A 26812-nucleotide genomic window follows, 5' to 3' on the forward strand; every position below is an offset into this window, starting at 1 on the left:
AAAATAGCGCTGCACGTGAGCTGCAGCGCTGTGTTTCTTTTTTAGGCTTTTTTCTGTAAAGCTGGTCTAGTGACTTGCACTTCATAGTACGTAATTTTGTTTTTTAATAGACCTTCAGGTTTCGCTTTTCCATGAGCGTGCGCATCACCAAATGCCTGAGATTTTGTCCAATTCACAAAGTCTTCTTTTCGATTCCAGCGTGTATGAATGGTCACTTCATCGTAATCGGTTGTCTGCTGTGTGACCCATACTTCCATGCCTAAAAATCCTTCCATGAATTCTACTTGTCCCTGCTTGTTAAAACGCTTGACGAGGTGGTCGGCACTGCCTTTTTCTACTCTTACCTGGTTGTTGACAATGATCATGTTTTGTTCATCTCCCTTTTGTTGTTGGATCGAAGCGATTGGAATAATAAGCGGATGCTCACCGTCTAAGTGAACCTCAGCCTGAATCCCAAAGACCTCTTTGAAAAAGCTTTCTGTTAATACTTCTTTTGGTGTCCCTATTTGATAAATCTGACCACGCTTCATCGCAATAAGGCGGTCACAATATTTTGCTGCCTGCTGCAGGTCGTGAAGAACCATTAAAATGGTGATTCCATGCGTCTTATTCAGCTGTTTGAGCAGCTCTAGTAAATCAAGCTGATGCGCAATATCTAAGTAAGTTGTCGGCTCATCCAGAATAATCGTCTCCGTCTTCTGAGCGAGCGCCATCGCAATATACGCTTTTTGCCTTTCTCCGCCAGACAATGTATGCAGCATTCTATTTTCATTGATCCGGCTATTGGTCACATCAAGCGCCCACTCAATCGCTTCTTGATCTGTCTTCGAGCTTTTTTTCCAGATCGAACGATGCGGACTGCGTCCAAGTGCGACCAGCTCCCGTACGGTCATAGATGGAATGGCTGTTCTCGACTGCATGAGAACGGCGATTTCCTTTGCGATCTCCTGAGCTGTCATCTCTTTTTGCGGTATATCGTGAATGTATATCGTGCCGCTTTCGATTGACGTAAGACGTGCGGCTGCTTTAATAAAAGTCGACTTCCCTGATCCATTCGGTCCAATAATTCCTGTCACGCTTCCTTTAGGAACAGCTGCTGAAATAGATGACAGCTGAAAGCCTCCTTGACTGAGACTCACGTCATCCATAGCGATCACATCCAACTTAACCCCTCCCTTTCTTTTTTAATAAATAGAGGAAGAAAGGTGCACCGATGCAGGCAAGTAGGATACCGACAGGCAGTTCAACTGGCGTAAACCATACCCTTGCGGCTGTATCTGCAAAAACCACAAGCACGCCTCCGCCCAGCATCGAGATCGGCAGCAGATACCGGTAGTCATCTCCAATTAAAAGACGGATAAAATGAGGAACGACTAGTCCGACAAATCCAATTAAGCCGCTCACACTTACTGCTGCACCAGCTAAAAGTGCCGCCAGTGCAATTAAGAAAAACCGGGTGCGCTCTACTCTGAGACCGAGCAGCTGAGCCGATTCATCGCCAAGCAAAAGAAGATTTGCCGGCTTGATGGCAAAAAAACAAAGGCACAACCCAGCAAGCGCATAGGGCGACACGAAGGTTAGATGATGCCAGCTCCGTCCATTTAATCCTCCTGATAAAAAGGGCAGAACAGCCTGCACACGCTCACTATAAAGCACCATAAACCCATTCATCACCGCCCCAAGCAGGGCATTGACTGCCACTCCCGCCAAAATCAGCTTCAGCGGTGAAACCCCTTGATCAAATGAGAGCATATACACCACAAGTGCCGCTAATAAAGCGCCAAGGAAAGCAGCGGCTGGCAGCAAATACGTGAATTGCGGAAACACAATCATGCTAAGCACAGCAGCCAATCCGCCGCCAGCCGTCACACCGATGATGCCAGGGTCAGCGAGTGGATTTCGGACGACTCCTTGTAAAATCGCCCCTGATGCTGCAAGACAGGCCCCAACGATGAAACCGATGAGAACGCGCGGTAGGCGTAAATCCATCACAATTTTCTCATGGACAGGCTGACCTGATCCCGTCAAAGCAGCGAGTAAATCTTGCAGTGATAATTGAACAGAACCTAATGCAAGCCCTAGGCATGCGCCTACAACTAACGAGATGAATAGTCCGGGTATCAGCCATCTTCGCCTCGACTGTCTTTTTTGAAAATCTAATTCTGCATTCATTTTCATGATGACAATCGCTTCAATCTTTTCTCTAGCTCATCAATCGCTCTGATCACGTCTGCGCCTGGATTCGTCCCAAATAGATCACTAGGCAGAATCTCGACGTGTCCATGTTTGACAGCTGATACATCGTGCCATGCGGCATTCTGTTTCATTTCACTCATAAAGCCCGCTTTCACATCTTCAGGATTGCTGTGGGTCATAAGCAGGATAAGATCAGGATCAGCTTCGATGACCTTTTCTGCATTGATTTGAGCGTATTGAGGGAATTTCTCGAGTGCTGGTTCATTCTCAGCAATGTTCGTCCCTCCAGCGATGTGCAGTAAATCTCCGCTTAAGGATTGAGGAAGTGCCGCCATATATGTGCCAGGTGCCCCGTATACAACGAGTGTCTTCACTTTTTTCTGAGGCTGTTTGACCTGCTTTTTCCGCTGATCGATTTGCTTGTTAAGCGCTTTTGCCTTTTGCTGCTTCCCTAGCAAATCTCCGAATAACGTAATTTGGCGCTGGATGTCCTTCACTGAATTGGCACTTGTCAAAAGAAGCTGTGAACCAATTCCTTCTATTGTAGAGATGTCCTTGCTGTTTAATTGTTCATTCCCAAGTACAACATCGGGCTTTAAGCTTGTGATGAGCTCTACATCAAATTGATGTGTGGTACCAATTGTTTGGACTGATGTAGCCTGTTGTAAGCTCTCTGGTAATTCGGCGGCCGGACGACCGACCACCTCACCGCCTAAGGCATATAGGATGCTCATGTCTCCAGTCGATAATGAGACAATACGCTGAGGGGAGTCCTCAAACGACAGCGTTCTGCCGGTAAAGTCCTTTATCTTCAGCGCACCTTGACCGCTCCCTTTCTCTACAGGTGCTGCCTGACTGCATCCGCTGAGGAGAAGCATCAAGACAAGTCCCACGAAGATCACATGTGAAAATTTCAACCGTCTGTCTCTCCTTTTCTAGTAAACTTTCTTTAGCTTTGCCTGTACCACGAGACGCCCGTTTTTCGGTGCAAGCACATGATCACAGGTCGATAGAGTGAGAATGAGGTCATCTGTGGACACGTCTGTTTTCGTTTGGTAGATTGATTTTTTCCGCACAGCTTGCAAGTAGTGCGCATATTCGCCAAGATCTTGAAAATCGGTTTGTATATAATCAAAGTCCACCGTTGTTTCATACACGGCAAAAATCTCCGCCTCATAGCTTTGATACAGCGTATCGTACTGAAATGTCCGATGCTCATCGAAGAAATCCTTTTTTAAATAGTTTGTGAGTCCAGCGAACATGGACCCATCCCTCATCCGATGTCCGTACACCACAGTATTCGGGCTTTCATGCAAGACGTCATTGCGATAATCCATAAAAATACTGCCTGCCCGGGTGTCGTTTTTTAAGTAATTACGGGTTAAGTAGAACGCATTATCGCGAGATTGGACGATTGGGTACTGAATCATCGTGTCCTTCATATTGATCCAGCCGACAATGTCATCGTTTACCTTCCGCAGTTCATCAAATGACGTACGAATGGTTCCCGGCCCCCGGCTTTCATTCATTCCTTGCTCATGTCCATACATCGTCTGAGCCTTTGCAAGCACCTGACGATTTTGATAATAGCCGAACAGCTCTAAGCCAATGGCTGACCCGCTATAAATGAATACACCTAAACAGACGATCGTCAGCATCCGCTGCCAGACCCGTTTTCCTCTTTTCACACTGTCTCACCTGCTTTTTGCACAGCTTATATACCAACAGGCACGATATACATCCCTGTTTCTGCATCCTGTTTAATCGTGACGGACACATCATAAATGTGCCGCACATTTTCTTCTGTTAACACATCATTTGGCTGTCCTTCACTCATAATCCGGCCATTCTTCATCGCAATGATGACATCGCTGTAGCGGACAGCCTGGTTCATGTCGTGCAGCACCATAACGATTGTTAGTCCATGTACGACATTGAGCTCACGGATCAGCTCAAGAATGTCAAATTGATAATAGATATCCAAATAGGTTGTCGGTTCATCTAAGAAAAGGATCGACGTTTTTTGCGCAAGTGCCATCGCGATCCATACTCGCTGCCGCTCACCACCTGACAATGAGGCGAGCGGCACCTTTCGTTTTTCCGTTAGCTTTGTACTGGAAAGTGCCCACTCTATCGCTCTCTCATCCTCTTCCTTGTCTCCACCTCGCATCGTCTGGTACGGCGTTCTGCCGAATGCCACGACCCTCTCGATCGTTAAATCAAGCGGCGCTTCATTTTGCTGATGGACGACAGCCAGCTTTTTTGCCAGCTCCTTTGGCTTAAATGCATTCAGTGCTTGGCCGTCTAAGTGAATTTGCCCTTTGTTTGGCGCATGGTTATTCGCCATCAATGAAAGCAGTGTAGATTTCCCTGAGCCATTCGGACCGATAATGGTTGTGATTTTCCCCTTTTCAATGTGTGTTGTGACCGATTGAACGATGTCCTTCTGCTGGTCATATGAGAATGACACCTCACGAATGTCCATGGAGACGGTCCCCCCTTCTTAGTAAAAAGATCAGAAATGGCCCGCCAATCACGGCCATGATCGTAGAAGCAGGAATTTCATTTGGCGCGACAAGCGTCCTGCCGAGCGTATCAGCCGTCAGAATCAGCAAAGCCCCGCTTAACGCAGAAAATGGAATGAGTACCCGGTGATCAGACCCGACAAGTCTTCTTGAAATGTGCGGGATAAGCAAACCGACAAAGGCAATCACGCCCGCTACCGCTGCTGTCACCGCCGCAAGCAATACAGCTGTGATGGAAATCAAAAGGCGCATTCTGGTCACACGCAATCCTAAATTTTTCGCTGTCTTGTCCTGAAGAGCCAAGAGGTTACACCATCTGCTAAAGAAAAGGGCTACGACAAGGCCGACGACGCCATAGACTCCGATTAAACGGACATCCCCCCACGTTTTCATCGTGAGATTCGACTGTCCTGACTGATTGATCGTGATATTGAAATAGCTGCAAATGGTCACAAATGCTTCAGCCATTCCAGTAAACATGGCATTGATGGCGATCCCAACCAAAATCATGCGGATGGGGCTTAATCCACCCTTCCAAGACAGAACATACACGAGGAAACACGCAATGGCTCCACCTAACACCGAAAATAAAGGAGAGTAGAAATAAAATTGAGGAAGTGCTGTTATTGCCATTAAAGAAAAGAAGCTGGCTCCTGATGAAATCCCAATGACGCCGGCATCAGCTAATGGATTCCTCATGACCGACTGCAGCAGTACACCGGAGACAGATAAAGCGGCCCCTGTAAACATTGCAATGAGCATGCGAGGAATTCTGAGATCTTTAATGATTTCTACCTGTGCATGTTGACCGGTGATGAGCCCTTCCAATAATTCAATCGGGGTGACATGAATGCTCCCCGTAATGGCGGAATAAATAAACACGCACACCAGTAAGACACTGACTGTCAGAAATAAAATCCCTGTTTTTTTCATCTTAAACGTCCTTTTATCATTCAAATTCGCCGCTTATGACGGATACAGCATACGCGTTAGTTCATCTAGTGCTTCTGCTGCCTTTAAATTGCCCGTTGTCCCGAATAAGCTTTCTTCGAGGTCATACACCCGGTCTTGCTTGACTGCATGAAAATGCTTCCAAATGTCATTTGTTTTAAATTCTTGATCAAACATGCGGACGACTTCATCTGGCATCCCATGTGCGGCCCGGAGGATGATATCTGGATTGGCTTTTTGTAAATACTCCGTATTGGAAGCCAAATACTCCATCTTCTCGCCTTTGACAATGTTCTCTCCGCCTGCGATACGCACAAGATCACCAATATATGAATGCTCTGTCGCCACCAAATAACTGCCTGGTACACCAAGCAAAATCAGAACGGATGGCTTTCGTTTTCCCTTCGTCTTCTCTTGTATGTCTTTCTTTTTTTGCTCAAAGTCAGACACAATGCGCTCGGCTTGTTTCTTTCTGTCATACTGAGCTCCAAGCTTCGTAATCGCCTTCTCCATGTTAGCCATGCTCTCGAGATTTAAGTATGTGGCAGGGACACCTGCTTGTTGAAAGGGTGTCTCTAAATCATATTGAAGGGTTGTAACGGACAGGACATCTGTCGGTTGAAGTGATTGGATGATTTCCATGTCTGGGCTCATTGGATTGCCTACTTCTGGCAGTCCTTTATAACGAGCTGGCAAGGATTTTTGGCTTGTTGGCACCCCAACAAGATCGATCTCTAAGGCATCCATGATCTCCACAGCAGCTACAGTTGTTGCCACAATGCGCGCATTTGAATCTGCGTTTTTTTTGCCTTTTGCTGAGCTTTCAGCTGACTGTGAGCAGCCCGATAAGATCACGCACACACTAAGGGCAGCGATCAAGGTACATAACATTCGATGCTTCAAAAACAGAAGCCCCCTTTCGAAAAAAGAGAGTGGATGCGTCGATGATCTCGGCGCATCTCACTTCAACTAAACCATCTATCTTGTTCTTGTTTGATGCTTTCTGACGAGTACGAATAATGACCCGCCGAATAAAAGAATATACACCCAAAGAAGAGAGGTATCTCCTGTTTTTGGATTCAGCTGTCCAGTCTCAGACTTGGTTTGGTCATCTGATGGAGTAAATGTCAGCTGCTCTGCGCCTGTTTCCTCTGGCGCTAAATTCTCAAGTTGATTTGGTTGATTTGATTGAGAATCGCGATCATTTGGATTTTTGACAAAGCCGATACTCTCATCGTCTCCGATGATCGATCGAATCCCGCTTCCTTCACCAAGAGCAATTCCTTTTGTGTCATAGATAAGTTTGACATCGTACTGCTCATGATAATTCGCAGCTGGAATATCAATTTTCACGCGTGCTGCCTGAGCCGTGCTTAAGCTTTTGGCTTCGTATTGAATCACTCGTGTATCTGATTTTTGATCTGTTTTTGCAACAAGCGTCTCTTCAAACTTGCCACCTGTTCCTACTTGGAAGGACGTGATAGCTGAGCTATTCTTCACTGTATATGAAACGAAATGGCGGCCATTTTTCACAACCAATGTCGCAGGGCTCACGACGTAATCGTTCATACGAGAAAGCTCATCCTTGTCTGCTTTCTTCATTGAGAAAGGAAGCTTGTATACACCATCTTTAAGCTGAGCCGTCTCTTGAGGAGCTCCGCCGTTATTTGTTTCTGGTGATGGTGTGTTTGGTTTTGGTGTTTCTGGTGCAGCAGGTGTTTCTTCCTCTACCTGTCCGCCTTTAAGTGGCGCGATACTCTTTGCATCGAATTGAAAACGAATATCGTAGGTTTGGTCATAGTGGGCGGCCGCTACTACAATGTGAACTTTTCCTTTGACCGCTTTTTTCAAATCAACGACATCAAATGACACCACTCTTGTGTTCTTTGCTTGATCTGTGCTGACGGTCTTCACTTCTTGATAAGAGCCGTTTTTCTCTATTTTCAAAGAAGCAACAGACGTATTGTCCTTCACCGTAAAGGAAATGGTTTGCTTTCCGTTTTTGACGGTTAAGGATGCAGGATGTGAGAAGTATTGGTTCATCCGAGATGCCTCGTCCTCATCCCCTTTGAGCACACTGTAATTGATGCGGTACTCGCCATCTTTCAGTTGGTTTTGCGCGGAATCTACTGGCTTTGTACCATTGTTAATGTCTGGTGTTGTCTGCTGATCGTCTGGCTTTGTGCCATTTTGATCATCCGGCTTTGTTTCGTTATCGTCTGGCTTTGTGCCATTTTGGTCATCCGGCTTTGTTTCGTTATCGTCTGGCTTTGTGCCATTTTGGTCATCTGGTTTTGTTTCGTTATCGTCTGGCTTTGCAGGTGTAACGAGCGTTAGGCTGCTTTGATCGAATGCAAGCTGTACGTCATATGCTTCGTCATAAATAAAGCCGCCTAAATCCCAGTAAATTTTCACCCAGCCGTTTAATTTGGCTGATAGGTCGGCAACATCAAACTTGATCACACGTGTATTGGCAGTTGCATCCTCACTAACGGTTTCAGTGGTGACAAGAGCGCCATTTTGTTCGACCTTGAAATCTGTAATCTCTTTGCTTTGCTTCAGTGTGACATAGGCAGTCGTCTTGCCATTTTCCACAATCAGCTTAGCTGGCTTTTCTGTATACGTATCCATCATGGACGCTTCTGTGCTGCCATTTTTTAAAACAGTGAATCCGACCGTGTATTCACCATCAACAAATGATGCAGCTTGAGCCGTTCCTTGAGGAATCTGAAATGCAGTCAATAAACTGAATAAAACGAGCAGAATGGCTGCCTTTAGATGAAAAAGACGTTTCAAATGGTGACACTTCCTTCCTTAATGCTTGATGATCCACTTTCTTGCTAAAAATCCGCCTGAGCATAGAGCAAGCACAAGGAGCCAACCTGTCTGGCTTGTATCACCAGTTTGAGGATTCTCTTCTTGTTTTGTCGTGGATGAATCAGATGTTTTCGTTGATTCTTTTGATGGCTGCTGCTTTTCTGCTTCACCCGCTGATTTGTTTGTGCTGTTAGACGAAAGTGATTTCATGCTGCTCTCATCAAATTTCAGCTGAATGGTATAATCATGATCATAATCAGCAGATTTTACAGTGACATGAATTTTTGATTTGATTGGTTTAGACAAGCTCTGAGCTTGGAACTGAACAATCCTTGTGTTGGCTTTTTTATTGGTTGAGAGAACCGTTGTATCAACATAGCCGCTATTTCCCGAAACTTTAAATTCCGTCACCCAGCTGCTATTTTTAATGGTCATTTGTACTGTCAGCTTCCCATTTTTTGCAATCACTTTTGCTGGCTTCAGCCAGTAGTCATTTGCCATAGAGACCGCATTTCCTTCAGCCTTGAGCACAGTATAGTTGACGGAGTATGTACCATCCTTTAACGTGGCAGCCTGTGCGTTTGAAAAAGGCAGCATGAGTGCCAATAATAAAGCGGTCATGAAGACTGATAGCCTCATCATTTTTTTCATCAAGCGAATTTCCTCCCTTTTTACTGAACAGATGCTGCATCAAACTTGATACGGATGTCGTAATTACCTGTATATCCGATGACCGGTACAGTCACGCTCACTTTTGCTGGTACGACTTCTGTCAGGCTGTTCACGTTGAATTCTACTGTTCTCTTATTCGCAGCTGTGTTTGTACTGATCACCTTCGCATCTTTGTAGACACCTTGTTCAAGTGTTTTAAAGCTAGTGATCCAAGAACTATTCGTTAACGTGACTTGTGCTTTGATTTTTCCATCCTTCACGACAAGCTTGGCTGGTTTTTCAAAATACGTATTCGCTGTTGAAGTCGAATCGCTATCTGCCTTCCATACCACATATTGTGCTGAATGTTGACCATCTGCTAAGCCTGCTGCTGAGGCTGAGCTAATCGGGGCTAGAGCAAATAATAGAACAAAGCTAAAGAACAATAATACGTGTGATGTTGAACGAATGGCTTTCATGTGAACCCTCCTAAATGATATTGATAATTATTCTCAACGGATAATAAAAAAAATAACCTTCATAAGCGCTTGATCACACTTATAGATGATTATGATAATCATTATCAATTGAGTTGAAAAAATAAATCTTTGCTTCCTAAAAGCCAAAGATGTCTGTTTCTAAATGATGGTTTGACACGTGTTTTAGGCAATCTGTCCCATTCATGATACCATGGCATGACCTCCATTCCATTACAGGGAAAAGAACCCTCTTCTTCTTGATCTTATATGATGAGTGAATTTATTGTCAACATCATTTTTCATACTATTGACTTAGATTTCTGGAAAATCGCACAAAAAAATTTCGATCAGACAGACTGATCGAAATCGATTAGGAAGGAACATGTTCCCCTTTTTTGCTGTTTTTACGTTCTAAAGACCAAGCATACATTTCACGAATAATCGGCTCTATTTTCTTCCCTTGCGCTGTTAATTCGTATTCAATCCGTACTGGAATGTCAGGGTATACGTTTTTCTCAACGAGTCCTTCAGCCTCTAAATCCTTCAGCCTTTCAGATAATAATCTGCCGCTGATGTTCATTTCATTTTCAAGCTGACAGAAACGCTTAGGGCCTGTCAGAAGCTGATTGATGATGAGAATGACCCACTTCTTGCCTAGAATCTCCATGGCATCTGTGATTGGGCAGCCATCTACTTGAGCCATACCTTACTCCCTCCCGCTTTTCTCTCTTTTTTTCATTATAACATAATTAATTACTTGAAATAAGTTACTAACTATTATATAGTTTAGTTACTTTAAGTAACAAGGTATTTATTTTTATAGATTTTCAAAAACATTTAAACATGCCGATGCATATATCATGAAGGAGATGACCGAGCTTGAAGACAATTGAGGAGCTAAGATTGGGTGTAACAGAGTTACATGTATCCAGCTTTGAGCGTTCTTTACCTTTTTATACAGACATTTTAGGATTTTCTATATTAGAAAAGACAGATTCCACAGTGACACTTGGCAGCAATGCAAAGGAACCAATCCTTTTGTTAAAAGAAGATGCACATCTAAAAGAGAAACCTGATCACGAGCCAGGACTTTATCATTTTGCTGTTTTATTACCTACCAGAAAAAACCTGGGCACATGGCTGGCACATGTGATCAAAAAAGGCTATCCTTTAATTGGAGCAAGCGATCACTTTTTCAGTGAAGCCATTTATTTAAGTGACCCTGACGGCATTGGCGTAGAAATATATGCTGATCGCCCTGAGGACGTTTGGGTAGGTGAGCATGGAGAACTGAAAGGTGGCGGAAATGCACCTCTTGATGGAGATGGTCTCCTGCAAGAAGCCGCTGATACGACGTGGAAAGGACTTCCGGCTGGCACAGTAATGGGACACTTACATTTCCATCTGAACCCAGAAGAAGCTGATTCCTTTTATGTCAATACGCTCGGTTTTCATATCCGAATGGCTCCACCAGCAAGCGTATTTATCGCCGCTGGTGTGTACCACCATCACCTTGCCTTTAATGCATGGGGACGCGGACGAAAAGGAGCCATTGATCCACGTTTTTCAGGAATTAGAAGCTATACACTCGTATTCCCACAAGAAGCAGACAGACAGTCCGTCGTTGAGCGCCTAACAAAAGCAGGCACTCAAGTGAAAACAATAGGGAAAAGTAACGAATTTGTTGATCCATTTGGCGTTCTCGTTCGTTTACAGATTGAAGAAACAGACAAAAAAGAAGGTGCAGAATATGGACAAACACACAGATCTTAAAACAGCCATTTTAAAAGATAAAATCAAACGAGTACAGCAAGAAGACGGGTATATATATATCACTGGACCCATTAAATTGCCAGTGAATTTAGACGGCAGAACGGTGATGTTCAACTGGTATTCATGGTTAAAAGACGACGGGTTAGAGCCATTGTCAGATGAAGCTTTAATTGAAAGCCTCTCGTCCCGCCAGCTTGCCGATCATCAGCAGTCAAGCGTGCTAGTGTATGGAGATTTCGAACACGCTGACGAAGCTCTTATCCGCATGCATTCCATTTGTCACACTGGTGATATTTTCGGAAGCAAGCGCTGCGACTGCGGATTCCAATTGAAGCAGTCCATGCGAATGATTGAGGACAATGGTGCAGGTGCCCTGTTTTATTTAGCCAACCATGAAGGCCGAGGTATTGGACTTTTCACGAAAGCCATGGCTTATATCCTTCAAGAAAACGGCTACGATACAGTAGAAGCGAACGAAGCACTCGGCTTTGAAGATGACACGCGTCAATATGAAGAAGCCATCGCGGTTCTTCAAACACTTCGTACAAAGCCAGTCAGACTCATTACCAATAATCCGAAAAAGACAGATGCCATCAGCCATGCAGGTTTATCTCTTTCTGGACGTATTCCGCTTTGGGGTGATGTCTCAGAGTTTAATGAAAAATACTTGCAGACAAAAATCAACCGCTCAGGTCACATGAAGGCGGAGCAAGAGGTGCGTACGATTGCCACATCATGAGCGATATATGAATCTAGCCCTAGAAAATGCACGGGCAATGAAAGGCCAGACATCACCGAACCCGCTCGTCGGGGCTGTGATTGTGCGCGATAATGAAATTGTTGGAGTCGGTGCTCATATGAAAGCCGGTGAACCACATGCTGAAATTCATGCACTTAAAATGGCTGGAGACAAGGCAAAAGGAGCCACTATTTATGTGACCCTCGAGCCTTGTTCCCACCATGGCCGTACAGGTCCTTGCGCGGAGGCACTTGTGAAAGCAGGCGTCGAAACCGTTGTCGTGGCAGCACTTGACCCGAACCCGCTTGTCGCTGGCCGCGGAATCGCCATTTTACAAGATGCTGGCATCCAAGTGATTACAGGCGTACTTGAGCAGGAATCCATTCTCATGAATGAAGTGTTTAATCATTTTATTACGAAAAAAACACCTTTCGTGACGCTCAAGGCAGGTATTACCTTAGACGGAAAAATTGCGTCTGCTACGTCTGACAGCAAATGGATTACATCTGAGACATCCCGTTATGATGCTCATCATATCCGCAGCATCAATGATGCGATTTTGGTCGGTGCTCAAACTGTTATTCATGACGACCCTTCACTAACTGCACGAATTCCAAATGGGCATCATCCGGTTCGAATTGTTTTAGACTCTAGGCTCTCAACACCGCTGACAGCAAAGATCGTCACTGATCAGATGGCACCAACATGGATCTTTACAACAAAGCAAGCCGATGAGGAAAAACGAGCCGCTTTAGAAGCAGCCGGCGTCAGCGTCTTTGTAACAGACAGCGAGACGCGGGTGCCCCTGCAAGAAGTGCTTCAAATGCTGGGAGAAAGAAATGTCTCCTCCCTCATGATTGAAGGCGGCGGCCAGATCAATGCTTCATTTTTAGAACAGCAGCTTGTAGATAAATTGGTCATTTATATGGCACCTAAACTCATTGGCGGAAGGCTGTCTCCTTCCTTTTTCGGAGGCGAAGGCATACGTCTCATGAGTGATGCCATTGAACTCGATCAGCTCTCAGTAGAAACACTTGGGAAAGATATTAAAATAACGGGCTATCCCGTTTATCAATAACAAAAACAAGGCGGCTGTTTAGATCTCCTCAACAGCCGCCTTGTTTTTAAAAATCTAGTTTTTTTTAGTCTGTTCTCTCTAAAAATTCAATTCGATTCCCAAAGGGATCCTCTACATAGAACCGGATGGCTCCTTCCAATGGCTCATCTTCTCTGATGCTAATGTGGTGATTCAATAATGCCTTTTTTAATTCCGATAGACTCTTTACAAGAAAAGCTGGATGGGCTTTCTTTGCAGCTTGGAAATGATCCTGTATTCCAATGTGAAGCTGATGATGACCGCATTGAAACCAGACACCTCCACGTTTAGCTAGATTACTAGGCTTGGGTATTTCCTCCATTCCTAAAATTCCGCCAAAAAACAAACGTGCTTTCTCTTCACTACCTTTTGGGGCAGCTAATTGAACATGATCGATTCCAACAAAATTTGACATAATCCTCTCTTCCTTTCCTTTCTCAATTGGTTTTTCTATGAAGTGTTTCTTAAATTTTTGTGATACTGAGCAAATTTGCTTGGGTATTCTTGTTCTTTGCTTCATTGGTGGGCTTGATACTTGGAGTCCTTCAGTGAGGTGTTTCATACGATGTAGAGTTTGATTGATTTCATCTAAATGACAGTGCAAAATTTTTTTCAAAAACAGAACTCCCATTGTAATGAAAGTTCTGTCCATCTAAGTGTCTCTTGTAATGACATTTGAAACCAAGACATATCATGTGTAGTGATTCATTTTGGTGAAATTTGTCGTAAAATGTTTCATGTGAAACATTGATAGTTACTTCCCTTCTACCAGCCTGCCAAAGCTTTCGGGTGAAAGTCCCGGTGACACGCGAACACGGTGCAAGGACATCATGCCCTGTTCCTTCTTCGCATGTCCAGGTTCAGTGGTGACAGCCATTTGATAACCGGCTTGCTTCGCCAGCTTTAGCGTGTCTTCGTTATAGCGCCCGACAGGATAGCTGACCATTCGCGTACGCTGAGAAAAACGTTGATCATAGAATGCCTTTGATCCTTTTAATTCCTCTTTCTGCTGCTCCTTTGATAAACGATTGAGCTCTAAATGATGAATGGTATGACTCTCAATCGATAGCCCATTTGCCATCATTTCATCCATTTGTTCATCCGTTAAGTGGTTCGGACGGCCAATGGATTGCTCAATCATGAAAATCGTTGCCTTCATTCCATACTGCTTTAAAATCGGAAATGCCTTTGTATAGTTATCGGTATATCCATCATCGAATGTAATAAGGACACACTTTTCACTTGGCTTCGTATTTGTTGTGAAGACGCGGTACGCTTCTTCTGGCGACAGCGTGACATAGTCGTTGTCCTTCAGCCATTTCATATGAGCCGCAAACTCGCTCTTTGGTACACGAAGCGAGTTACCGCTGGAGATGCTGTGATACATCAAAATCGGAAGCTCTACCGGTTCCTTTTGCTTAATCCAGTTTTGTGTATCTATCTCTGCCTCTTCTTTCTGCTGAATCTGTTTTGTTTCTTTTGCTTGTAATTGACCCTTTTCCTCTTTGACTACTTGCTGGTTTCCTTCCGTTTGCTCCTTCGTTCCCATACAACCCGAAATGAGCAGCGCCACAAGACCAACCGCAATCAACATACATGTTTTTTTCATTCACCAATCCTGCTTTCTCTCTATCTATCGAATGATTATAACAGAAATTGGTTACTACCTGATATCTATTTTGACAGGGTGTTCATTTTTTTACACATTTCAATCATTTCGATGGCAAGCAGATGAATGGTCTCTGTTGTGAGCATTTGATCTTCTGCATGTATCAGCAGTAAAGAAAAGGGAAGCTGCTCACCTGCCGCCTCTTTTTGGATCAGCGACAAGTGCAGGTTGTGGATGCTTCGAAACGCTTCCTCCCCTTTTTCAATCAACTGCTGTGCTTTTTCAAAATCATCAGCTCTTGCTAGACGAATCGCTTCAACATAATGACTTCTTGCCTCGCCTGCATGAGCAATGATTTGAAAGGCTGCTCCCTGCATTTCCTCTAATACCGTCATCTGCTTCTCCTCCAATTACTTAAGATTCATTTGCTAGTTTCAGAGCATGCTCTAGTATTTTTTCTCCGTTCGCTGTTCCGTATAATCTCACATTGATGACATCAACAGGTATTTGGTAAGGTGCCGCTGTTTTTTCTGCTGCCTTTTTCATAAAGCTTACTTGCGGTCCAAGTAAAATCACCTGCACATCTTCTCCATGCTCTTCTAATTCATCCGCAATAGCCCCTTCAGGTATGGCGTATATCTCATAATCCAGCCCCTTCGCTTCTGCGGCTGCCTTCATTTTGGACACTACAATGGATGTCGACATTCCTGCGGCACAAGCGAGAATGATTCGTTTCATATCCCAACACTCCTATCGATAGTTGACTTCTGTTTGGGTCTTCAGTTCCCTTGTTTTAATTAATGTCTGGTACCAATACGCTGATGCCTTCAACTGACGATTCCGTTCATTTTCCAGCTGGATTTCGACTAATCCGTAGCGATTTTTAAAGGCATTCATCGGCGATACATTATCCGTAAAAGCCCACAGCATATAGCCCGTGCAATTTGAGCCTTCTGCTTTCGCTTGAAGTGCCCGTTTCAAATGCTGGCTGATAAATGAAATGCGATACTGGTCATCAATGATACCGTCTTCTTTTTTAAACCGTTCTTCCTTTTCTACGCCCATGCCGTTTTCGGCCACAAACCACTCAATATTTCCGTATTCTTCTTTAATTCTCATGCCCATATCATAGACAATGTCCGGGTAAATTTCCCATCCTCTGAATGGATTCATTTTTCTTCCTGGAAGCTCAAACATATCGTAATAATAAGACGGGTGAAATGGTGTCATCTCATTCCACGCCTTACTCGGTGCTTTGACACGATGCGGATAGTATAAGTTGAGCCCAACGACATCAACCGTATGATTCTTGATGACCTGAAGCTCTTCCTCTGTCGCATCGAAAAGAATCTCATGCTTTTTTAACACATCAAGCAGTTCTTCTGGATACTCTCCTTTGATGGAGGGATCTAAGAACATTCGATTGAAAAACAAATCATATATCCGTGCCGCTTCTTGATCATGCGGAGCAGAGGATCTTGCATACGTCACTTCTGGATTGAGAATCACCCCAATTTTTGCACCTGTTGATTCCTTCAATCCCATCTCCCGAAACAGCTTCACTACTTTTGCTGTTGCCAGCGCTTTATGATAGTTCCACTGCATCCATTTCTTCGTATTTTGCTCAAAGGGATAACGTATAGCATCTAGGTACACGCGTGTTTGGACAACAATCGGTTCATTAAAGCTAAACCAATGCTTGACCCTGTCTCCATATCGCTCAAACACCTTTTCCGCATAGAGAACAAACAGCTCGACGACATGCTTTGATGACCATCCGTCGTACTTTTCAAGCAGCACGGCTGGAAGCTCATAATGCTCTAAGCAAAACATCGGCTCTACACCTGCTGCGATTAATTCATTGATCAAATCATCAATGTAACGGGCATATGCTTCATCCACAATCCCCTTCTCGTAATCGATGAGAAACCTCGACCAATTGATCGATGTCCTATAATGAGTCAGACCGATTTCTTTCATGAGAGCTACATCTTCTGGATAGCGCTCGTAAAAGTTCGTCGCACCAGCCGGGCCATGTCCTTCGTGCCACACGTGATACCCGTTCTTATACCATAAATCGATGTACGAGTCCTGATGCGCTTGCTTTCCCTTCCATCCCTCCGTTTGCCAAGCAGAGGCCGCAGCACCTAGGATAAAATCTCTTGGAATCTCGATTCTGTTCATGTCGCCACCTTCCCTTTCCTCGTTTGAACGTGAAGTCCTTCCCAAATTCCTTGCAAATACATAGCCTTCACAATTGCCCCCATATCGAGACTTCCTGCCCTTTTTTCGTATATTTACGGTCAAGTGAAATGGGATCATAACCACCTACATTGCATATTCATTCATGACTCTCCTTTTATTCTGAATCTGGTGCCGCTTCTGGTTTGCGGTTAGACAAGAGGACAAATGGCAAATAGATGAAGACTGCGACCACAATACAGATGAGCTGTGTGATGACAGCCCCCATGCTGCCAGCGGTGGACAGCCATGCATTCACAATCAGTGGTGTCGTCCACGGCACCATCACGACGGCTTTTCCAGCAAACCCTGTAGCTGTCGCAATGTAACCAATCGTTCCTGTCACAAGTGGTGTGACGATAAATGGAATTGCCATCACAGGGTTTAACATGACGGGCAAGCCAAAAATAACGGGTTCATTGATGTTGAAGAGGCCCGGCCCAGATGAGAGCTTGGCAATGCTTCGCATCTCTTCCCTTCTTCCAGCAATAAAAATCGCAATCAAAAGCCCAATGGTCACACCTGAACCACCGATGCTCATATACACATCCCAAAATGGCATCGTGATGATATTCGGAATCTCTTTTCCTTCTTGAAATGCTGTCATATTCACTGCAATTGATCCTAATAAGAGCGGCTCCCGGATCGGTTTGATCATCTGGTTGCCATGGATGCCGATCACCCAGAAGAATTGCGCCACAAACATCAATGTTAAAATCCCCGGCAGACCCTGTACAACACTTTCTAGCGGGCGCTGCACCACGTTATACACTGCTTCATGCAAATAAATGCCTGTCAAACGGTGAAATGCAAAGCCGAATGAACTAATGATCGTAATCGTAATGATCGAAGGAAAAAGTGATGAAAAAGATGTTGCCACATTCGATGGAACTGAATCTGGCATCTTGATTTGCAGCCATTTCACCTTGGTCAGCTTACAAAAAATTTCCACAGATACGATCGCAATGATCATCCCTAAAAATAAACTTTTTGGATCGGAAAATTGCCTTGCCAGTACATCTACAACCTCACGCATCGATCCATCCACTTCAAGTAGAAGTGTCGTTGGAATAACAGATATAAATGAAATCAATGCCATCAGCCCTGGGAACAGGGACTTGTGCCCGTTGATTTTCCCAAGCTCTATCCCGATGAGGAACACAGCCCCAATCGTTAAAAAGTTCAGCGTGGCATAATTGATTGCCTTCATAATTGGCTGAAGCTCCGCTAAAAATCTGAACATCTCAAAATGAGCAAGCCCTGTTTCCGGGCTCATGATCATATTTGCCACCAATACAGCAAAAGCCCCTGTAATGATGATTGGCATCAGTGTGACAAATGCCTGTTTAATCGCCATAATATACTTCTGATTCGTGATGCGATAAGCCACATTCCCCATGACGTCTGCCGCTTTCTCCTTGAAGCTCATGATCTGTCTCCCCCTTTGCAAAAACTCGTGATCATCCTCCTTTTTGATGTTATTTTAAAAGCGCTTTCATTAACATCTAATCTTTTTCCTCACAGATGCGGAAATGGGTGTCCCGTTTTTTCATTCGGATGCTCCAATACTTGAAGCGCCGCCGTCAGTTCCTCAAATGAAGCGGCCTTGATGAGTTGCTCCACCACTTCCTTGCGCTCTGTCAGCCGTACAAGAAATTGATAAAGTGATTGCAATTCTTTTTGATACGTCTTCTGGATACTTAACAAACAAACGACTTGTACCCGATTTTTACCCCACAGCACCGGTTTTTTCAACGTACAGATCGCACAAAACGTGTCATCTGTTGCCGGCTTCATCGGATGAGGAATCGCAACCAAATGACCGAACGATGTCGGTGACACTTGCTCTCTTTCCAGCAATAATTGTTCAAACTCTTCCGGGATGCGATCCTGTTCCTTGAGCACGTTTACGAAAAATTGCAGTACCTCTTCCCTTGATTGAAGGTCTTGCTGAAAAAATGTCAGCGCCGGACTCACATACCGCAAAACCCCTGTATCCTGCGCGCCCTGAACAAACCGTTTCAGCCGCACAATATCATCGTCACTTAGAATGGTATGTACATCAATCACTGGTACCGGCAACGTGTTCTGAAGCGGAATGGTACTAATAATAAAATCAATGCTTCTCAAATCAAACGAAGGAATTTCTCCAACACTTGCAGTGCCAGCGATCTCTAGCCCTCCGCTAAAAGCCGCTGTCAGTTTATGAAGAAGGAGCTGACTGCTGGCGACACCCGTCGCACATACAATCAGGCATCTCTTTCTCACATGCTGTGATTTTGTCCGCTCGATTGCAGCACCGATATGAAGCGCCAAATACCCAATCTCATCCTCATGAATCTCAATTCCCTCTTTTTCTCTCAGCCATCTACCCATATAGACGCCAGCTTCAAATGCAATGGGATAATGCCTTTTAATGTCCGTTAAATAAGGGTTACGAATGTTCATACCGTACCTAAAACGATGAATAGCGGAACGTAAATGAAGACTTAATCCAACGATTAATTCTTTATCAAATTGAATATCAAGTGACATGTGCTCCTCTACATAAGCAAGCAGTTGGTGGATGAAGCGAAAGTGATCTTCGTCTAGAAGATGACATAGCGTATGACCGGTATCTCCGTATGCCATCATTTTTGCTCCCATCAAGTGAATCGCAATATACGCCATTTCAGATAATGGAAAATCAATCGCTAGGACATGCCGAATATCCTCTGCCATTTGTTGAGCTACTTGGAAAACAGGCTGCACTTGAATCTCTTTTAATTCCGTTTCTGGCATCATGACCAGTTTTTTCTCTTCAATTCGTTTGCATGCAATGGCGATGTGGGTGACTAAATTACTTAAACCGATTTCTGACAGATGAAGTCCGCTTACTTTTGTACGTGAACGCACGATATCCTGAATCAATTGATACGTTTCTTCAGGTAACAGCGCAGGGTTCGCATGCGCTTGCTGAAACACATGCTCAGCCATACAATATCTTAATTTCATTTCATCCCCTGTCAGCCGCAGCCCATATTTAGGACGATGTGACACAGAAAGGCCATGTAATGAAAACAAATGTCTGACCGCTTTCAAATCATTTTTTACTGTCGATTCACTCACAAATAATTCCTCTGCGAGCGCGTCTAACTTAATATGGTCTTCTGACAGAAGCAGCCTTTTCAATAGATAGGCTACACGGTCCTCAGGCTGATTGGGAATGGTCTGCTCCTTTTTTTCGTTTCTTTCTCTCAACGACTTTTTCAAAAATGTACGAAAAGACCCATAATCCTCTACGGTCAATGTATACCCTGCCCCGCGTTTGATATGAAGTACGGCTCCATGTTCATCCAAAATAGATTTAAGCGCTTTCATATCTGTTCGGATCGTTCTTGATGTGACACCAATCATGCGGGCAATTTCTTCACTAGTCAGTTCCTGTTCCGCTTGCATCAGTCGTTTCAGCAGCTCCTCCTGACGTAGAGATAGCATAGGCTCTCCTCCCCTGGCATTTACTTTTGCCTATCATCATAAACGAAAGTAGAACTCTTTGCCCAGTTTTTCTTTCAAATCGGGAACCACGATATGGCTCATTCGTATGAATAGGAAACAAGAGGAGGGATGCATCATGGGTTCTTTTATGTTTGTTGTTATTATGATATTGGCTTCTTTAGGAGCAATCATCGCCCATTTATTCACATCAAAGGATCAACGTACGTCTGCGAAGCGTTCTTCACATCACAGTTCAACAACAAGTACCTATACTGATTCTTATACTCATCACGCTTCTGATGCCTCCTGCGGGGGAGATTCCGGGGATAGTGGTGGTGGATGTGACTAAACAAAAAAACAGCCGCTCGCTGATGAGTTGGCTGTTTTTATTATTTTAAAGAGCCTTCCAGCCCCGTTCAATCAGATGTTTAACATCGAGTGCAAAATCCTCACCCTTTTCCATCACGTCCTGGGCTCTTCCGGCAAAGTTACTGGCAACAGCCAGCTCCATTTTTTTTAATTCAAAGTGCAATATTTTTTGATCAATCTCGGCGATATATTTTTCATACTCATTGTTCACGATGTCATGCATGACATGATAGGCATCTTTTCGATGGCGATGAAAGTCGGTTCCTCTCTCACCTTTCCATGACGAATCTAGAGCAGGTTTCTTGATTTCCTTTATGTCTGACTGCGCAAGATCTTGTTCTGTTCGAATATTGCTTTTGGCTGTCTTTAACCGAGAGATCATGTCATCAAATTCTGCACGTCTGTTTTCAATTCCCATATGCAGATGGTGTAGCATCTCGGATAAACTCATGTCATCCACCTCTATCGGACCTCATACGAAAGCACAGATCAGAGCCTTGGAAACGATCGACTCACTTGATTTTTCCAAACCTGACATTTCTATCGTTTTGCTTTCATTAAGTATAGTATAAGGTGAAAAGCCTCAGTCTTAAATAGGGAAAAGGTGTCCTTTTAGTGACGTGTTTGGAAGAAAATCGGAATAACACAAGGTCGTACTTCCCGAATTATATATGGTCCCTTAGAACTATATTTCGTATCATCCCATGAAACCCATTAGAAAAATGATTGCCATTATTTTGCCGCAATCGCTTCGTCCTGTTCTTTTAAGGTTTTCACATTAGAGCGCGTGTCCTGAACATTTTTGATTAAGGCTTCTTTAAAACTTGAAACCATTTCGTTCACCTCTGCTTCGCGCGCCGTCCACTTGGTCACAAATTCAAGGCTGTTTTCACCTGCTTTATCTGCTGCTTTTTTGATCGTTAATGCTTCGACTGCTTGGGAAACTTCATCTAGTTGATCCATAACTGTTTGGTAGTTTAACTTAATTTGTCCCATCGTGATATCCTCCAGATTTGTTCAGCATGAAGGTAAGGTAGCTTATAAGCTGCTCCATGCTTTTGAGATCAAGCGTTTGGCGTCCTCTACTGCGTCTTCTCCTTTTTCAGCAAGACGTGCGGCGTCTCCTGCTAAGGAACTGGCAAAGGATAACGCAGCTTGTTCGGCTTCTAACGTACTGATTTTGAATTCGATGCGGCTCACGTAGCGTGGGTACTTGTCGTTCACAATCGTTTGCAGCGCATCATGTGCTTCATTCCGCTCTGATTTGAAATCCTGGCTTCGCTCACCTTTCCAAGAGGTCCCAAGCTTTGGCTGCTTGATTTGCTTCAGGTCTGTCTCTGCCGCATCTTGTTCACGTTCGACCTTACTTTTCGCCTTTTTCAGTCGAGCGATTTTCTCTTCGATTTCTGCTTTTTTACTTGTAATGCCACCGTTTAGGGCAGACAGCATATCCGATAAGCTCATTATGGGTTCCTCCTCCTGACAAAAAATAAAAACGCTGCTTAGAGATCCTCTAAACGAGCGTAAGGTGAATAGCACTTTTTCCAATATTGTTATTATAAGGTTCAAAGACTCATGTTTGAATAGGGATTTGTGCCCTTTTTATGGGATAAATATGCTTTCATTCCGCTTCACATTACCCCTTAAGACCTCTTTTATAAGGGGTCTTAATTCCTGATTCTTGGCTATATGTCACATATAGTCATACAGACCTAGGACAAACAAAAGCCGCCCGGTTGAGGAGCGGCTTTTGTAAACGGCTTATGAAGCTGATTCTTCTGATTCTTGTGGATTCTTAACGTACCAGATGAATTTCCCTGTGTATCCGTAAATAATAGCAAGAGCGATGGCAACAAAGCTCAACCACATAAATGGTAAATAAGAGAATGTCGATACGCCTAGAATTCCCGCCATGTAAATCCCGTTATCTGACCAAGGAACCATTCCTGACGTCAGCGTACCACCGACCTCTGAGTTTCTGGATAAAACTCGTCTGTCTAACTTTAATTTATCATAGCTCTTTTCCATAATTTTCGGTGTAAGAATTAATGATACATACATCGCACAGCCAAAGATATTGGCGAAGAATGCAACAACAAGTGTTGATAGAGTCACATTTCCTGCATTATGCAATTTCTTCTCGAATGTAGCGACGATGACTTTTAATACGCCCAAGTATTCAAGTACTCCACCGAAACCAAGTCCGAGAATAATCACCACTAGAGATCCTAACATATTGACAATACCGCCACGATTTAACAGCGTATTTAAGAAATCAACATCTGAATTAATAGAGAAACCATTATAAGCTGTACCAAGTGCATCGGCTGGATTCATTCCCTGGAATGCCATTGCCCAGACAGCGCCAAGAAGTGCACCAATAGCAATAACAGGCATTGAAGGTTTTTTCAAGACAAGTAATAGTACAACAATCAACGCCGGAATAATCATCCAAATATTAATGGTGAATGTGTCCTGCAGTGCTTGTTTCAAAAACTCTACTTTGCCTTGATCAATATTTTTTCCGCCATACATAAATCCGGTGATTGTAAACATAATGGCTGTAATAACAAAGGCAGGAATGGATAAGACCATCATCGCTCTAACATGTGCGAGCACGTCCACTTTTGAAAGTGAGGAAGCGAGCACCGTACTATCAGATAAAGGAGATAACTTATCACCAAAATAGGCTCCAGATAAAACGGCTCCAGCCACGATAGGTAATGGAATTCCCAATCCTTCACCAATTGCAATCATGGCAATACCTGCAGTTCCAACTGTACCCCATGATGTACCTGTAGCAACAGACATAATGGAACAGATGATCAGCGTAGCTAGTAAGAAAATATTAGGATGAATAAATTCCAGTCCGTAATAAATTAATGTTGGTACCACTCCGCCGGCAATCCATGTTCCAACAAGTGCACCTACTGCAATTAAAATCAAAACAGCCTCTAAACCATTCGATATCCCTTTTGTAATGGCGTTTTGAAGGTCTTTGTATGAATGTCCTAATCGAATACCTAAAGCAATGACCATAAACCATGAGATAAACAATGCCAGTTGAATATCCAATTTGAAATAAAGAGTAAAAGATAAAACAATTGCTAAAAACAAGCCAAGTACAAACACGACTTCTAAAATAGACGGCAGACGTGGTGATTTCATTGTGTTTCCTCCCTTTGTGCGTGCGTTAAGCGTTTTCAAAATATTGTGAAAAAAGTGTGTCAATTCGAAAGAAAGTGAATTGCCTGTTTTTCTCTATTTCACAGGCAATTCTACATATTAATAAAATAAAATTTTTGATATTATTATCGCTCTAGGAGCTCTGCACCCGCAATGCCAGGCTTTGTCATCTCGAATGGATTCAAAATAATATCAAGTTCTTCTTCTGTTAACACATCATTTTGCAAGCAAAGATCTCTGATCGATTGTCCTGTTAAAATGGCTTCCCTTGCGATTCTAGCCGCGGCTTCATAGCCTAAGTGAGGGTTCACAGCAGTGATCACGCCTGCACTTTTTTCGACATATTCTTTCAAACGTATTTCATTTGCTTCAATGTCCACTAAGCAATGATCTGTGAATGAACGGAATCCGTTATTCATTATACTAATAGATTGAAGCAAGTTAAAGACCAAAACAGGCTCCATCACATTTAACTCAAGCTGACCTGCTTCAGAGGCAAGACAGATGGTGTGGTCATTCCCAATGACCTGGAATGCGATTTGGTTAATGAGCTCTGCCATGACTGGATTGACTTTCCCAGGCATAATGGATGATCCTGGCTGACGAGCTGGCAATGCAATTTCAGCAAGACCTGCACGCGGACCAGAAGCCATTAGGCGAAGGTCATTGGCAATCTTAGACATGTTCATCATGCATACTTTTAATGCAGCAGACACTTCTGTGTAAGCATCTGTATTTTGCGTTGCATCCACGAGATGCTCTGCGCCTACAAGCGGAAGACCAGAAATATCGGCTAGCTTCTTCACGACGATCTCAATATAACGAGGATCTGCATTTAGGCCTGTCCCAACAGCTGTTGCACCCATATTGACTTCATATAAATGCTGCTTTGATTGGTTGATCCGCTTAATATCACGGCTGAGCACGCGGCTGTAAGCCTCAAATTCTTGTCCTAAACGAATTGGAACAGCATCCTGTAGGTGCGTACGTCCCATTTTGATCACATGATCAAATTCTTTCGCTTTCTTTTTGAATACGTCCTGCATCGTTTGCATTGTCTCAAGCAGAATGTCTAACTGCTTCAATACAGCAATATGGATAGATGTTGGAAACGAGTCATTCGTTGATTGTGACATGTTTACATGTGTGTTTGGGCTTAAATGGATGTATTCACCCTTTTGATGTCCCATGATTTCTAGCGCTCTGTTTCCAATCACTTCATTGGCATTCATATTCATCGACGTTCCTGCGCCGCCTTGAATTGGGTCTACAATAAAGTACTCATGCAGCTTGCCTTCAATGACTTCATCAGAGGCTTGTACGATGGCATTTCCAATTCCTTCATATAAACGTCCAACTTCCATATTGGCTTGAGCAGCTGCTTTTTTCACGATGGCAAAGGCTCTAATCAGTTCCTCGTGCATGCGATATCCAGTTATCGGGAAGTTTTCTTTTGCACGAAGGGTTTGAACCCCATAATACACGTCTGCCGGAATTTCTTTTTCTCCAAGAAAATCCTTCTCATAGCGATAAGTTGCTTGAACCATCTGATATGACCTGCTTTCTATAGAATAGTTAAATCACTAAATCTTCTGCGATTGGCGTTTCCATAATCTTTTTCACTTCTCTTGGGTCTGTTGTTTTACCTAGTGCCCACATGAGTTTCGGCACGATGGCCTCTGTGTTCATGTTTCGTGAACGTGCCACTAGTTCTTGATTGATTTTGCGTCCTACTTCATACACGCTCATGTCTTCTCCTTCTTCAAGACACTGAGTTGTGATGACAACAGAAATGCCTTCTTCGAGCAATTCGTTGATTTTCTCTAAAAGGTTTCTTCCTTCGAAAGGAATTCCGCCGCTGCCGTAGCTTTCGATGACGACTCCTTTGTATACACCTTTGATTGCATCTAAGAACTCAGGCTTTAGACCTGGGTGCAATTTCAAGAGACAAACGTCAGTGTTTAAGGATGCGTCTAATTTAAGCGGTTTCATTGACGATCTTTTTACTTTGCTATTGTATTCAATTTGATGGTTTTCAATCGATGCAATATATGGATAGTTAATACTTTCAAATGCATCATAGCTTTTCGTTCTTAGTTTGATTGCGCGTGTCCCTTGAATGACTCTGCCATCAAAGACAACATACACGCCGCCTACGCCGTCACATGCAAAGCGAATCGCATCGGTGATGTTTTTCTTCGCATCTGTTTTCTTGAACGTAATCGGGATTTGTGAGCCTGTAATGACAATTGGCTTATCCGGATTTTGCAGCATATAAGATAGTGCTGCTGATGTATAGGCCATTGTATCGGTTCCATGCGTGACGACAAAGCCGTCATATTGATCATAATTTTCATAAATGGCTGTTGCGATATCCACCCAGTATTCAGGCTGCATATTTGTACTATCTATACTCATTAGGGACTTTGTGTCCATTGTGTACTCTGCATTAATTTCGTTTAAATAGCTTAAAAGGTCCTCAGCTTTAACACCTGGAGCCAAACCATTTTCACTCTCTACAGATGCAATCGTCCCACCAGTGGTTAAAAGCAATAATTTCTTCAACAGGTCCACCTCTTTCAGTAAAATTACTTCGTTTGTCACACATATTATAAGCTAGCTTGTGCTATTCTATAATATACGCTTTACGCGTACCTTCATTGCCATTATAGTCACATAACGCGAATTAATCAAGAAATTATT

At 43.5% G+C, this 26812-nt stretch carries 28 protein-coding genes; 4 read left to right on the forward strand and 24 right to left on the reverse strand.

The window, feature by feature from the left end; genetic code table 11:
- Window positions 1-41: 41 nt before the first annotated feature.
- The 11 genes from isdG to QRN39_RS14615 all read right to left on the reverse strand — a co-directional run bounded on the left by isdG (window position 42) and on the right by QRN39_RS14615 (window position 10322).
- The gene (gene isdG / locus QRN39_RS14565) at window positions 42-1163 is read right to left on the reverse strand and encodes a heme oxygenase (protein WP_106029455.1); all 1122 of its coding nucleotides are present in this window, start codon (window positions 1161-1163) and stop codon (window positions 42-44) included.
- Window position 1164: 1 nt separating this feature from the next.
- Complete coding sequence (locus QRN39_RS14570; RefSeq protein WP_050944543.1) at window positions 1165-2178, reverse strand: FecCD family ABC transporter permease; 1014 nt, start codon at window positions 2176-2178, stop codon at window positions 1165-1167.
- Complete coding sequence (locus QRN39_RS14575) at window positions 2175-3113, reverse strand: ABC transporter substrate-binding protein (RefSeq protein ID WP_284907500.1); 939 nt, start codon at window positions 3111-3113, stop codon at window positions 2175-2177. Before QRN39_RS14575 ends, QRN39_RS14570 begins: the two co-directional genes overlap by 4 nt.
- 18 nt (window positions 3114-3131) lie before the next feature.
- Window positions 3132-3884, reverse strand: coding sequence for a class B sortase (gene srtB, locus QRN39_RS14580; protein ID WP_284907501.1), 753 nt, complete (start codon window positions 3882-3884; stop codon window positions 3132-3134).
- Window positions 3885-3910: 26 nt separating this feature from the next.
- Entirely contained in the window at window positions 3911-4681 is a 771-nt protein-coding gene (locus QRN39_RS14585; protein WP_003214769.1) for an ABC transporter ATP-binding protein, read from the reverse strand.
- Window positions 4668-5654 carry a FecCD family ABC transporter permease gene (locus tag QRN39_RS14590; protein WP_044140297.1) on the reverse strand — a complete coding sequence of 329 codons (987 nt, stop codon included), beginning with the start codon at window positions 5652-5654 and terminating at the stop codon, window positions 4668-4670. The genes QRN39_RS14585 and QRN39_RS14590 overlap by 14 nt, the downstream gene beginning before the upstream one ends.
- A 33-nt stretch (window positions 5655-5687) precedes the next feature.
- Window positions 5688-6575 (reverse strand): heme ABC transporter substrate-binding protein IsdE, encoded by an 888-nt coding sequence (isdE, locus tag QRN39_RS14595; protein WP_003214804.1) that lies wholly within the window; start codon window positions 6573-6575, stop codon window positions 5688-5690.
- A gap of 75 nt (window positions 6576-6650) precedes the next feature.
- On the reverse strand, window positions 6651-8468 hold the full coding sequence (locus tag QRN39_RS14600; protein ID WP_284907502.1) for an NEAT domain-containing protein: 1818 nt from the start codon (window positions 8466-8468) through the stop codon (window positions 6651-6653).
- 18 nt (window positions 8469-8486) lie between these two features.
- The gene (isdC, locus tag QRN39_RS14605; protein ID WP_284907503.1) at window positions 8487-9140 is read right to left on the reverse strand and encodes a heme uptake protein IsdC; all 654 of its coding nucleotides are present in this window, start codon (window positions 9138-9140) and stop codon (window positions 8487-8489) included.
- Window positions 9141-9160: 20 nt separating this feature from the next.
- A complete protein-coding gene (locus tag QRN39_RS14610) occupies window positions 9161-9619 on the reverse strand; it encodes an NEAT domain-containing protein (RefSeq protein ID WP_034620280.1) in 459 nt (152 codons plus the stop codon).
- Window positions 9620-9989: 370 nt separating this feature from the next.
- Window positions 9990-10322, reverse strand: coding sequence for a winged helix-turn-helix transcriptional regulator (locus QRN39_RS14615; RefSeq protein ID WP_050944548.1), 333 nt, complete (start codon window positions 10320-10322; stop codon window positions 9990-9992).
- Between the two features lie 176 nt (window positions 10323-10498).
- Here QRN39_RS14615 and QRN39_RS14620 point away from each other — a divergent pair, with 176 nt between their 5' ends.
- The 3 genes from QRN39_RS14620 to ribD are packed head-to-tail and all read left to right on the forward strand — an operon-like array spanning window position 10499 to window position 13209.
- Entirely contained in the window at window positions 10499-11392 is an 894-nt protein-coding gene (locus QRN39_RS14620; RefSeq protein WP_284907504.1) for a VOC family protein, read from the forward strand.
- Window positions 11370-12131, forward strand: coding sequence for a GTP cyclohydrolase II (locus QRN39_RS14625; RefSeq protein WP_003215082.1), 762 nt, complete (start codon window positions 11370-11372; stop codon window positions 12129-12131). Before QRN39_RS14620 ends, QRN39_RS14625 begins: the two co-directional genes overlap by 23 nt.
- Complete coding sequence (gene ribD / locus QRN39_RS14630; protein ID WP_284907505.1) at window positions 12118-13209, forward strand: bifunctional diaminohydroxyphosphoribosylaminopyrimidine deaminase/5-amino-6-(5-phosphoribosylamino)uracil reductase RibD; 1092 nt, start codon at window positions 12118-12120, stop codon at window positions 13207-13209. Before QRN39_RS14625 ends, ribD begins: the two co-directional genes overlap by 14 nt.
- 64 nt (window positions 13210-13273) lie before the next feature.
- On the opposite strand, the gene QRN39_RS14635 is transcribed toward ribD, so the two are convergent.
- The 7 genes from QRN39_RS14635 to QRN39_RS14665 form a co-directional block, all read right to left on the reverse strand.
- Window positions 13274-13642, reverse strand: coding sequence for a VOC family protein (locus tag QRN39_RS14635; RefSeq protein WP_050944715.1), 369 nt, complete (start codon window positions 13640-13642; stop codon window positions 13274-13276).
- A gap of 339 nt (window positions 13643-13981) precedes the next feature.
- A complete protein-coding gene (locus QRN39_RS14640; protein ID WP_284907506.1) occupies window positions 13982-14836 on the reverse strand; it encodes a polysaccharide deacetylase family protein in 855 nt (284 codons plus the stop codon).
- 65 nt (window positions 14837-14901) lie between these two features.
- Entirely contained in the window at window positions 14902-15231 is a 330-nt protein-coding gene (locus QRN39_RS14645) for a PTS sugar transporter subunit IIA (RefSeq protein ID WP_024423898.1), read from the reverse strand.
- 19 nt (window positions 15232-15250) lie between these two features.
- Window positions 15251-15574, reverse strand: coding sequence for a PTS sugar transporter subunit IIB (locus tag QRN39_RS14650; protein WP_050944552.1), 324 nt, complete (start codon window positions 15572-15574; stop codon window positions 15251-15253).
- Between the two features lie 12 nt (window positions 15575-15586).
- Complete coding sequence (locus tag QRN39_RS14655) at window positions 15587-17020, reverse strand: glycoside hydrolase family 1 protein (RefSeq protein ID WP_284907507.1); 1434 nt, start codon at window positions 17018-17020, stop codon at window positions 15587-15589.
- Between the two features lie 175 nt (window positions 17021-17195).
- A complete protein-coding gene (locus QRN39_RS14660) occupies window positions 17196-18506 on the reverse strand; it encodes a PTS sugar transporter subunit IIC (RefSeq protein WP_284907509.1) in 1311 nt (436 codons plus the stop codon).
- Window positions 18507-18595: 89 nt separating this feature from the next.
- Window positions 18596-20554: a BglG family transcription antiterminator gene (locus QRN39_RS14665; protein ID WP_284907510.1), complete on the reverse strand. Its 1959-nt coding sequence runs from the start codon at window positions 20552-20554 to the stop codon at window positions 18596-18598.
- A 136-nt stretch (window positions 20555-20690) separates the two neighbouring features.
- On the opposite strand from QRN39_RS14665, the gene QRN39_RS14670 reads away from it, so the two are divergent.
- On the forward strand, window positions 20691-20903 hold the full coding sequence (locus QRN39_RS14670) for a hypothetical protein (protein WP_223251185.1): 213 nt from the start codon (window positions 20691-20693) through the stop codon (window positions 20901-20903).
- 45 nt (window positions 20904-20948) lie between these two features.
- Here the strand turns inward: QRN39_RS14670 and QRN39_RS14675 are convergent, their stop codons facing one another.
- The 6 genes from QRN39_RS14675 to QRN39_RS14700 form a co-directional block, all read right to left on the reverse strand.
- The gene (locus QRN39_RS14675; RefSeq protein ID WP_003214784.1) at window positions 20949-21374 is read right to left on the reverse strand and encodes a YwqH-like family protein; all 426 of its coding nucleotides are present in this window, start codon (window positions 21372-21374) and stop codon (window positions 20949-20951) included.
- Between the two features lie 281 nt (window positions 21375-21655).
- Window positions 21656-21919: a YwqI/YxiC family protein gene (locus QRN39_RS14680; RefSeq protein ID WP_050944557.1), complete on the reverse strand. Its 264-nt coding sequence runs from the start codon at window positions 21917-21919 to the stop codon at window positions 21656-21658.
- 42 nt (window positions 21920-21961) lie between these two features.
- Entirely contained in the window at window positions 21962-22387 is a 426-nt protein-coding gene (locus tag QRN39_RS14685) for a YwqH-like family protein (RefSeq protein ID WP_050944558.1), read from the reverse strand.
- Window positions 22388-22684: 297 nt separating this feature from the next.
- On the reverse strand, window positions 22685-24091 hold the full coding sequence (gene nhaC, locus QRN39_RS14690; RefSeq protein WP_044140314.1) for a Na+/H+ antiporter NhaC: 1407 nt from the start codon (window positions 24089-24091) through the stop codon (window positions 22685-22687).
- A 143-nt stretch (window positions 24092-24234) separates the two neighbouring features.
- Complete coding sequence (aspA, locus tag QRN39_RS14695; RefSeq protein ID WP_050944559.1) at window positions 24235-25656, reverse strand: aspartate ammonia-lyase; 1422 nt, start codon at window positions 25654-25656, stop codon at window positions 24235-24237.
- A 28-nt stretch (window positions 25657-25684) separates the two neighbouring features.
- Complete coding sequence (locus QRN39_RS14700) at window positions 25685-26674, reverse strand: asparaginase (RefSeq protein ID WP_003215391.1); 990 nt, start codon at window positions 26672-26674, stop codon at window positions 25685-25687.
- Window positions 26675-26812: the final 138 nt, after the last annotated feature.

It is taken from the genome of Bacillus sp. lyk4-R2A-2, assembly GCF_030209735.1.
GTDB lineage: Bacteria > Bacillota > Bacilli > Bacillales > Bacillaceae > Bacillus > Bacillus pumilus.

Excerpts from the sequence above, each read along its gene's own strand:
- isdC (WP_284907503.1), bottom strand. The coding sequence starts at position 9,140 with ATGAAAAAAATGATGAGGCTATCAGTCTTCATGACCGCTTTATTATTG.
- QRN39_RS14650 (WP_050944552.1), bottom strand. The coding sequence starts at position 15,574 with ATGAAACGAATCATTCTCGCTTGTGCCGCAGGAATGTCGACATCCATT.
- QRN39_RS14590 (WP_044140297.1), bottom strand. The coding sequence starts at position 5,654 with ATGAAAAAAACAGGGATTTTATTTCTGACAGTCAGTGTCTTACTGGTG.
- QRN39_RS14635 (WP_050944715.1), bottom strand. The coding sequence starts at position 13,642 with ATGTCAAATTTTGTTGGAATCGATCATGTTCAATTAGCTGCCCCAAAA.
- QRN39_RS14685 (WP_050944558.1), bottom strand. The coding sequence starts at position 22,387 with ATGAGCTTATCGGATATGCTGTCTGCCCTAAACGGTGGCATTACAAGT.
- QRN39_RS14665 (WP_284907510.1), bottom strand. The coding sequence starts at position 20,554 with ATGCTATCTCTACGTCAGGAGGAGCTGCTGAAACGACTGATGCAAGCG.
- QRN39_RS14660 (WP_284907509.1), bottom strand. The coding sequence starts at position 18,506 with ATGAGCTTCAAGGAGAAAGCGGCAGACGTCATGGGGAATGTGGCTTAT.
- aspA (WP_050944559.1), bottom strand. The coding sequence starts at position 25,656 with ATGGTTCAAGCAACTTATCGCTATGAGAAGGATTTTCTTGGAGAAAAA.
- QRN39_RS14675 (WP_003214784.1), bottom strand. The coding sequence starts at position 21,374 with ATGAGTTTATCCGAGATGCTACACCATCTGCATATGGGAATTGAAAAC.
- QRN39_RS14570 (WP_050944543.1), bottom strand. The coding sequence starts at position 2,178 with ATGAAAATGAATGCAGAATTAGATTTTCAAAAAAGACAGTCGAGGCGA.
- QRN39_RS14645 (WP_024423898.1), bottom strand. The coding sequence starts at position 15,231 with ATGACGGTATTAGAGGAAATGCAGGGAGCAGCCTTTCAAATCATTGCT.
- QRN39_RS14615 (WP_050944548.1), bottom strand. The coding sequence starts at position 10,322 with ATGGCTCAAGTAGATGGCTGCCCAATCACAGATGCCATGGAGATTCTA.
- QRN39_RS14585 (WP_003214769.1), bottom strand. The coding sequence starts at position 4,681 with ATGGACATTCGTGAGGTGTCATTCTCATATGACCAGCAGAAGGACATC.
- QRN39_RS14655 (WP_284907507.1), bottom strand. The coding sequence starts at position 17,020 with ATGAACAGAATCGAGATTCCAAGAGATTTTATCCTAGGTGCTGCGGCC.
- nhaC (WP_044140314.1), bottom strand. The coding sequence starts at position 24,091 with ATGAAATCACCACGTCTGCCGTCTATTTTAGAAGTCGTGTTTGTACTT.
- QRN39_RS14625 (WP_003215082.1), top strand. The coding sequence starts at position 11,370 with ATGGACAAACACACAGATCTTAAAACAGCCATTTTAAAAGATAAAATC.
- QRN39_RS14680 (WP_050944557.1), bottom strand. The coding sequence starts at position 21,919 with ATGGGACAAATTAAGTTAAACTACCAAACAGTTATGGATCAACTAGAT.
- QRN39_RS14640 (WP_284907506.1), bottom strand. The coding sequence starts at position 14,836 with ATGAAAAAAACATGTATGTTGATTGCGGTTGGTCTTGTGGCGCTGCTC.
- QRN39_RS14670 (WP_223251185.1), top strand. The coding sequence starts at position 20,691 with ATGGGTTCTTTTATGTTTGTTGTTATTATGATATTGGCTTCTTTAGGA.
- QRN39_RS14610 (WP_034620280.1), bottom strand. The coding sequence starts at position 9,619 with ATGAAAGCCATTCGTTCAACATCACACGTATTATTGTTCTTTAGCTTT.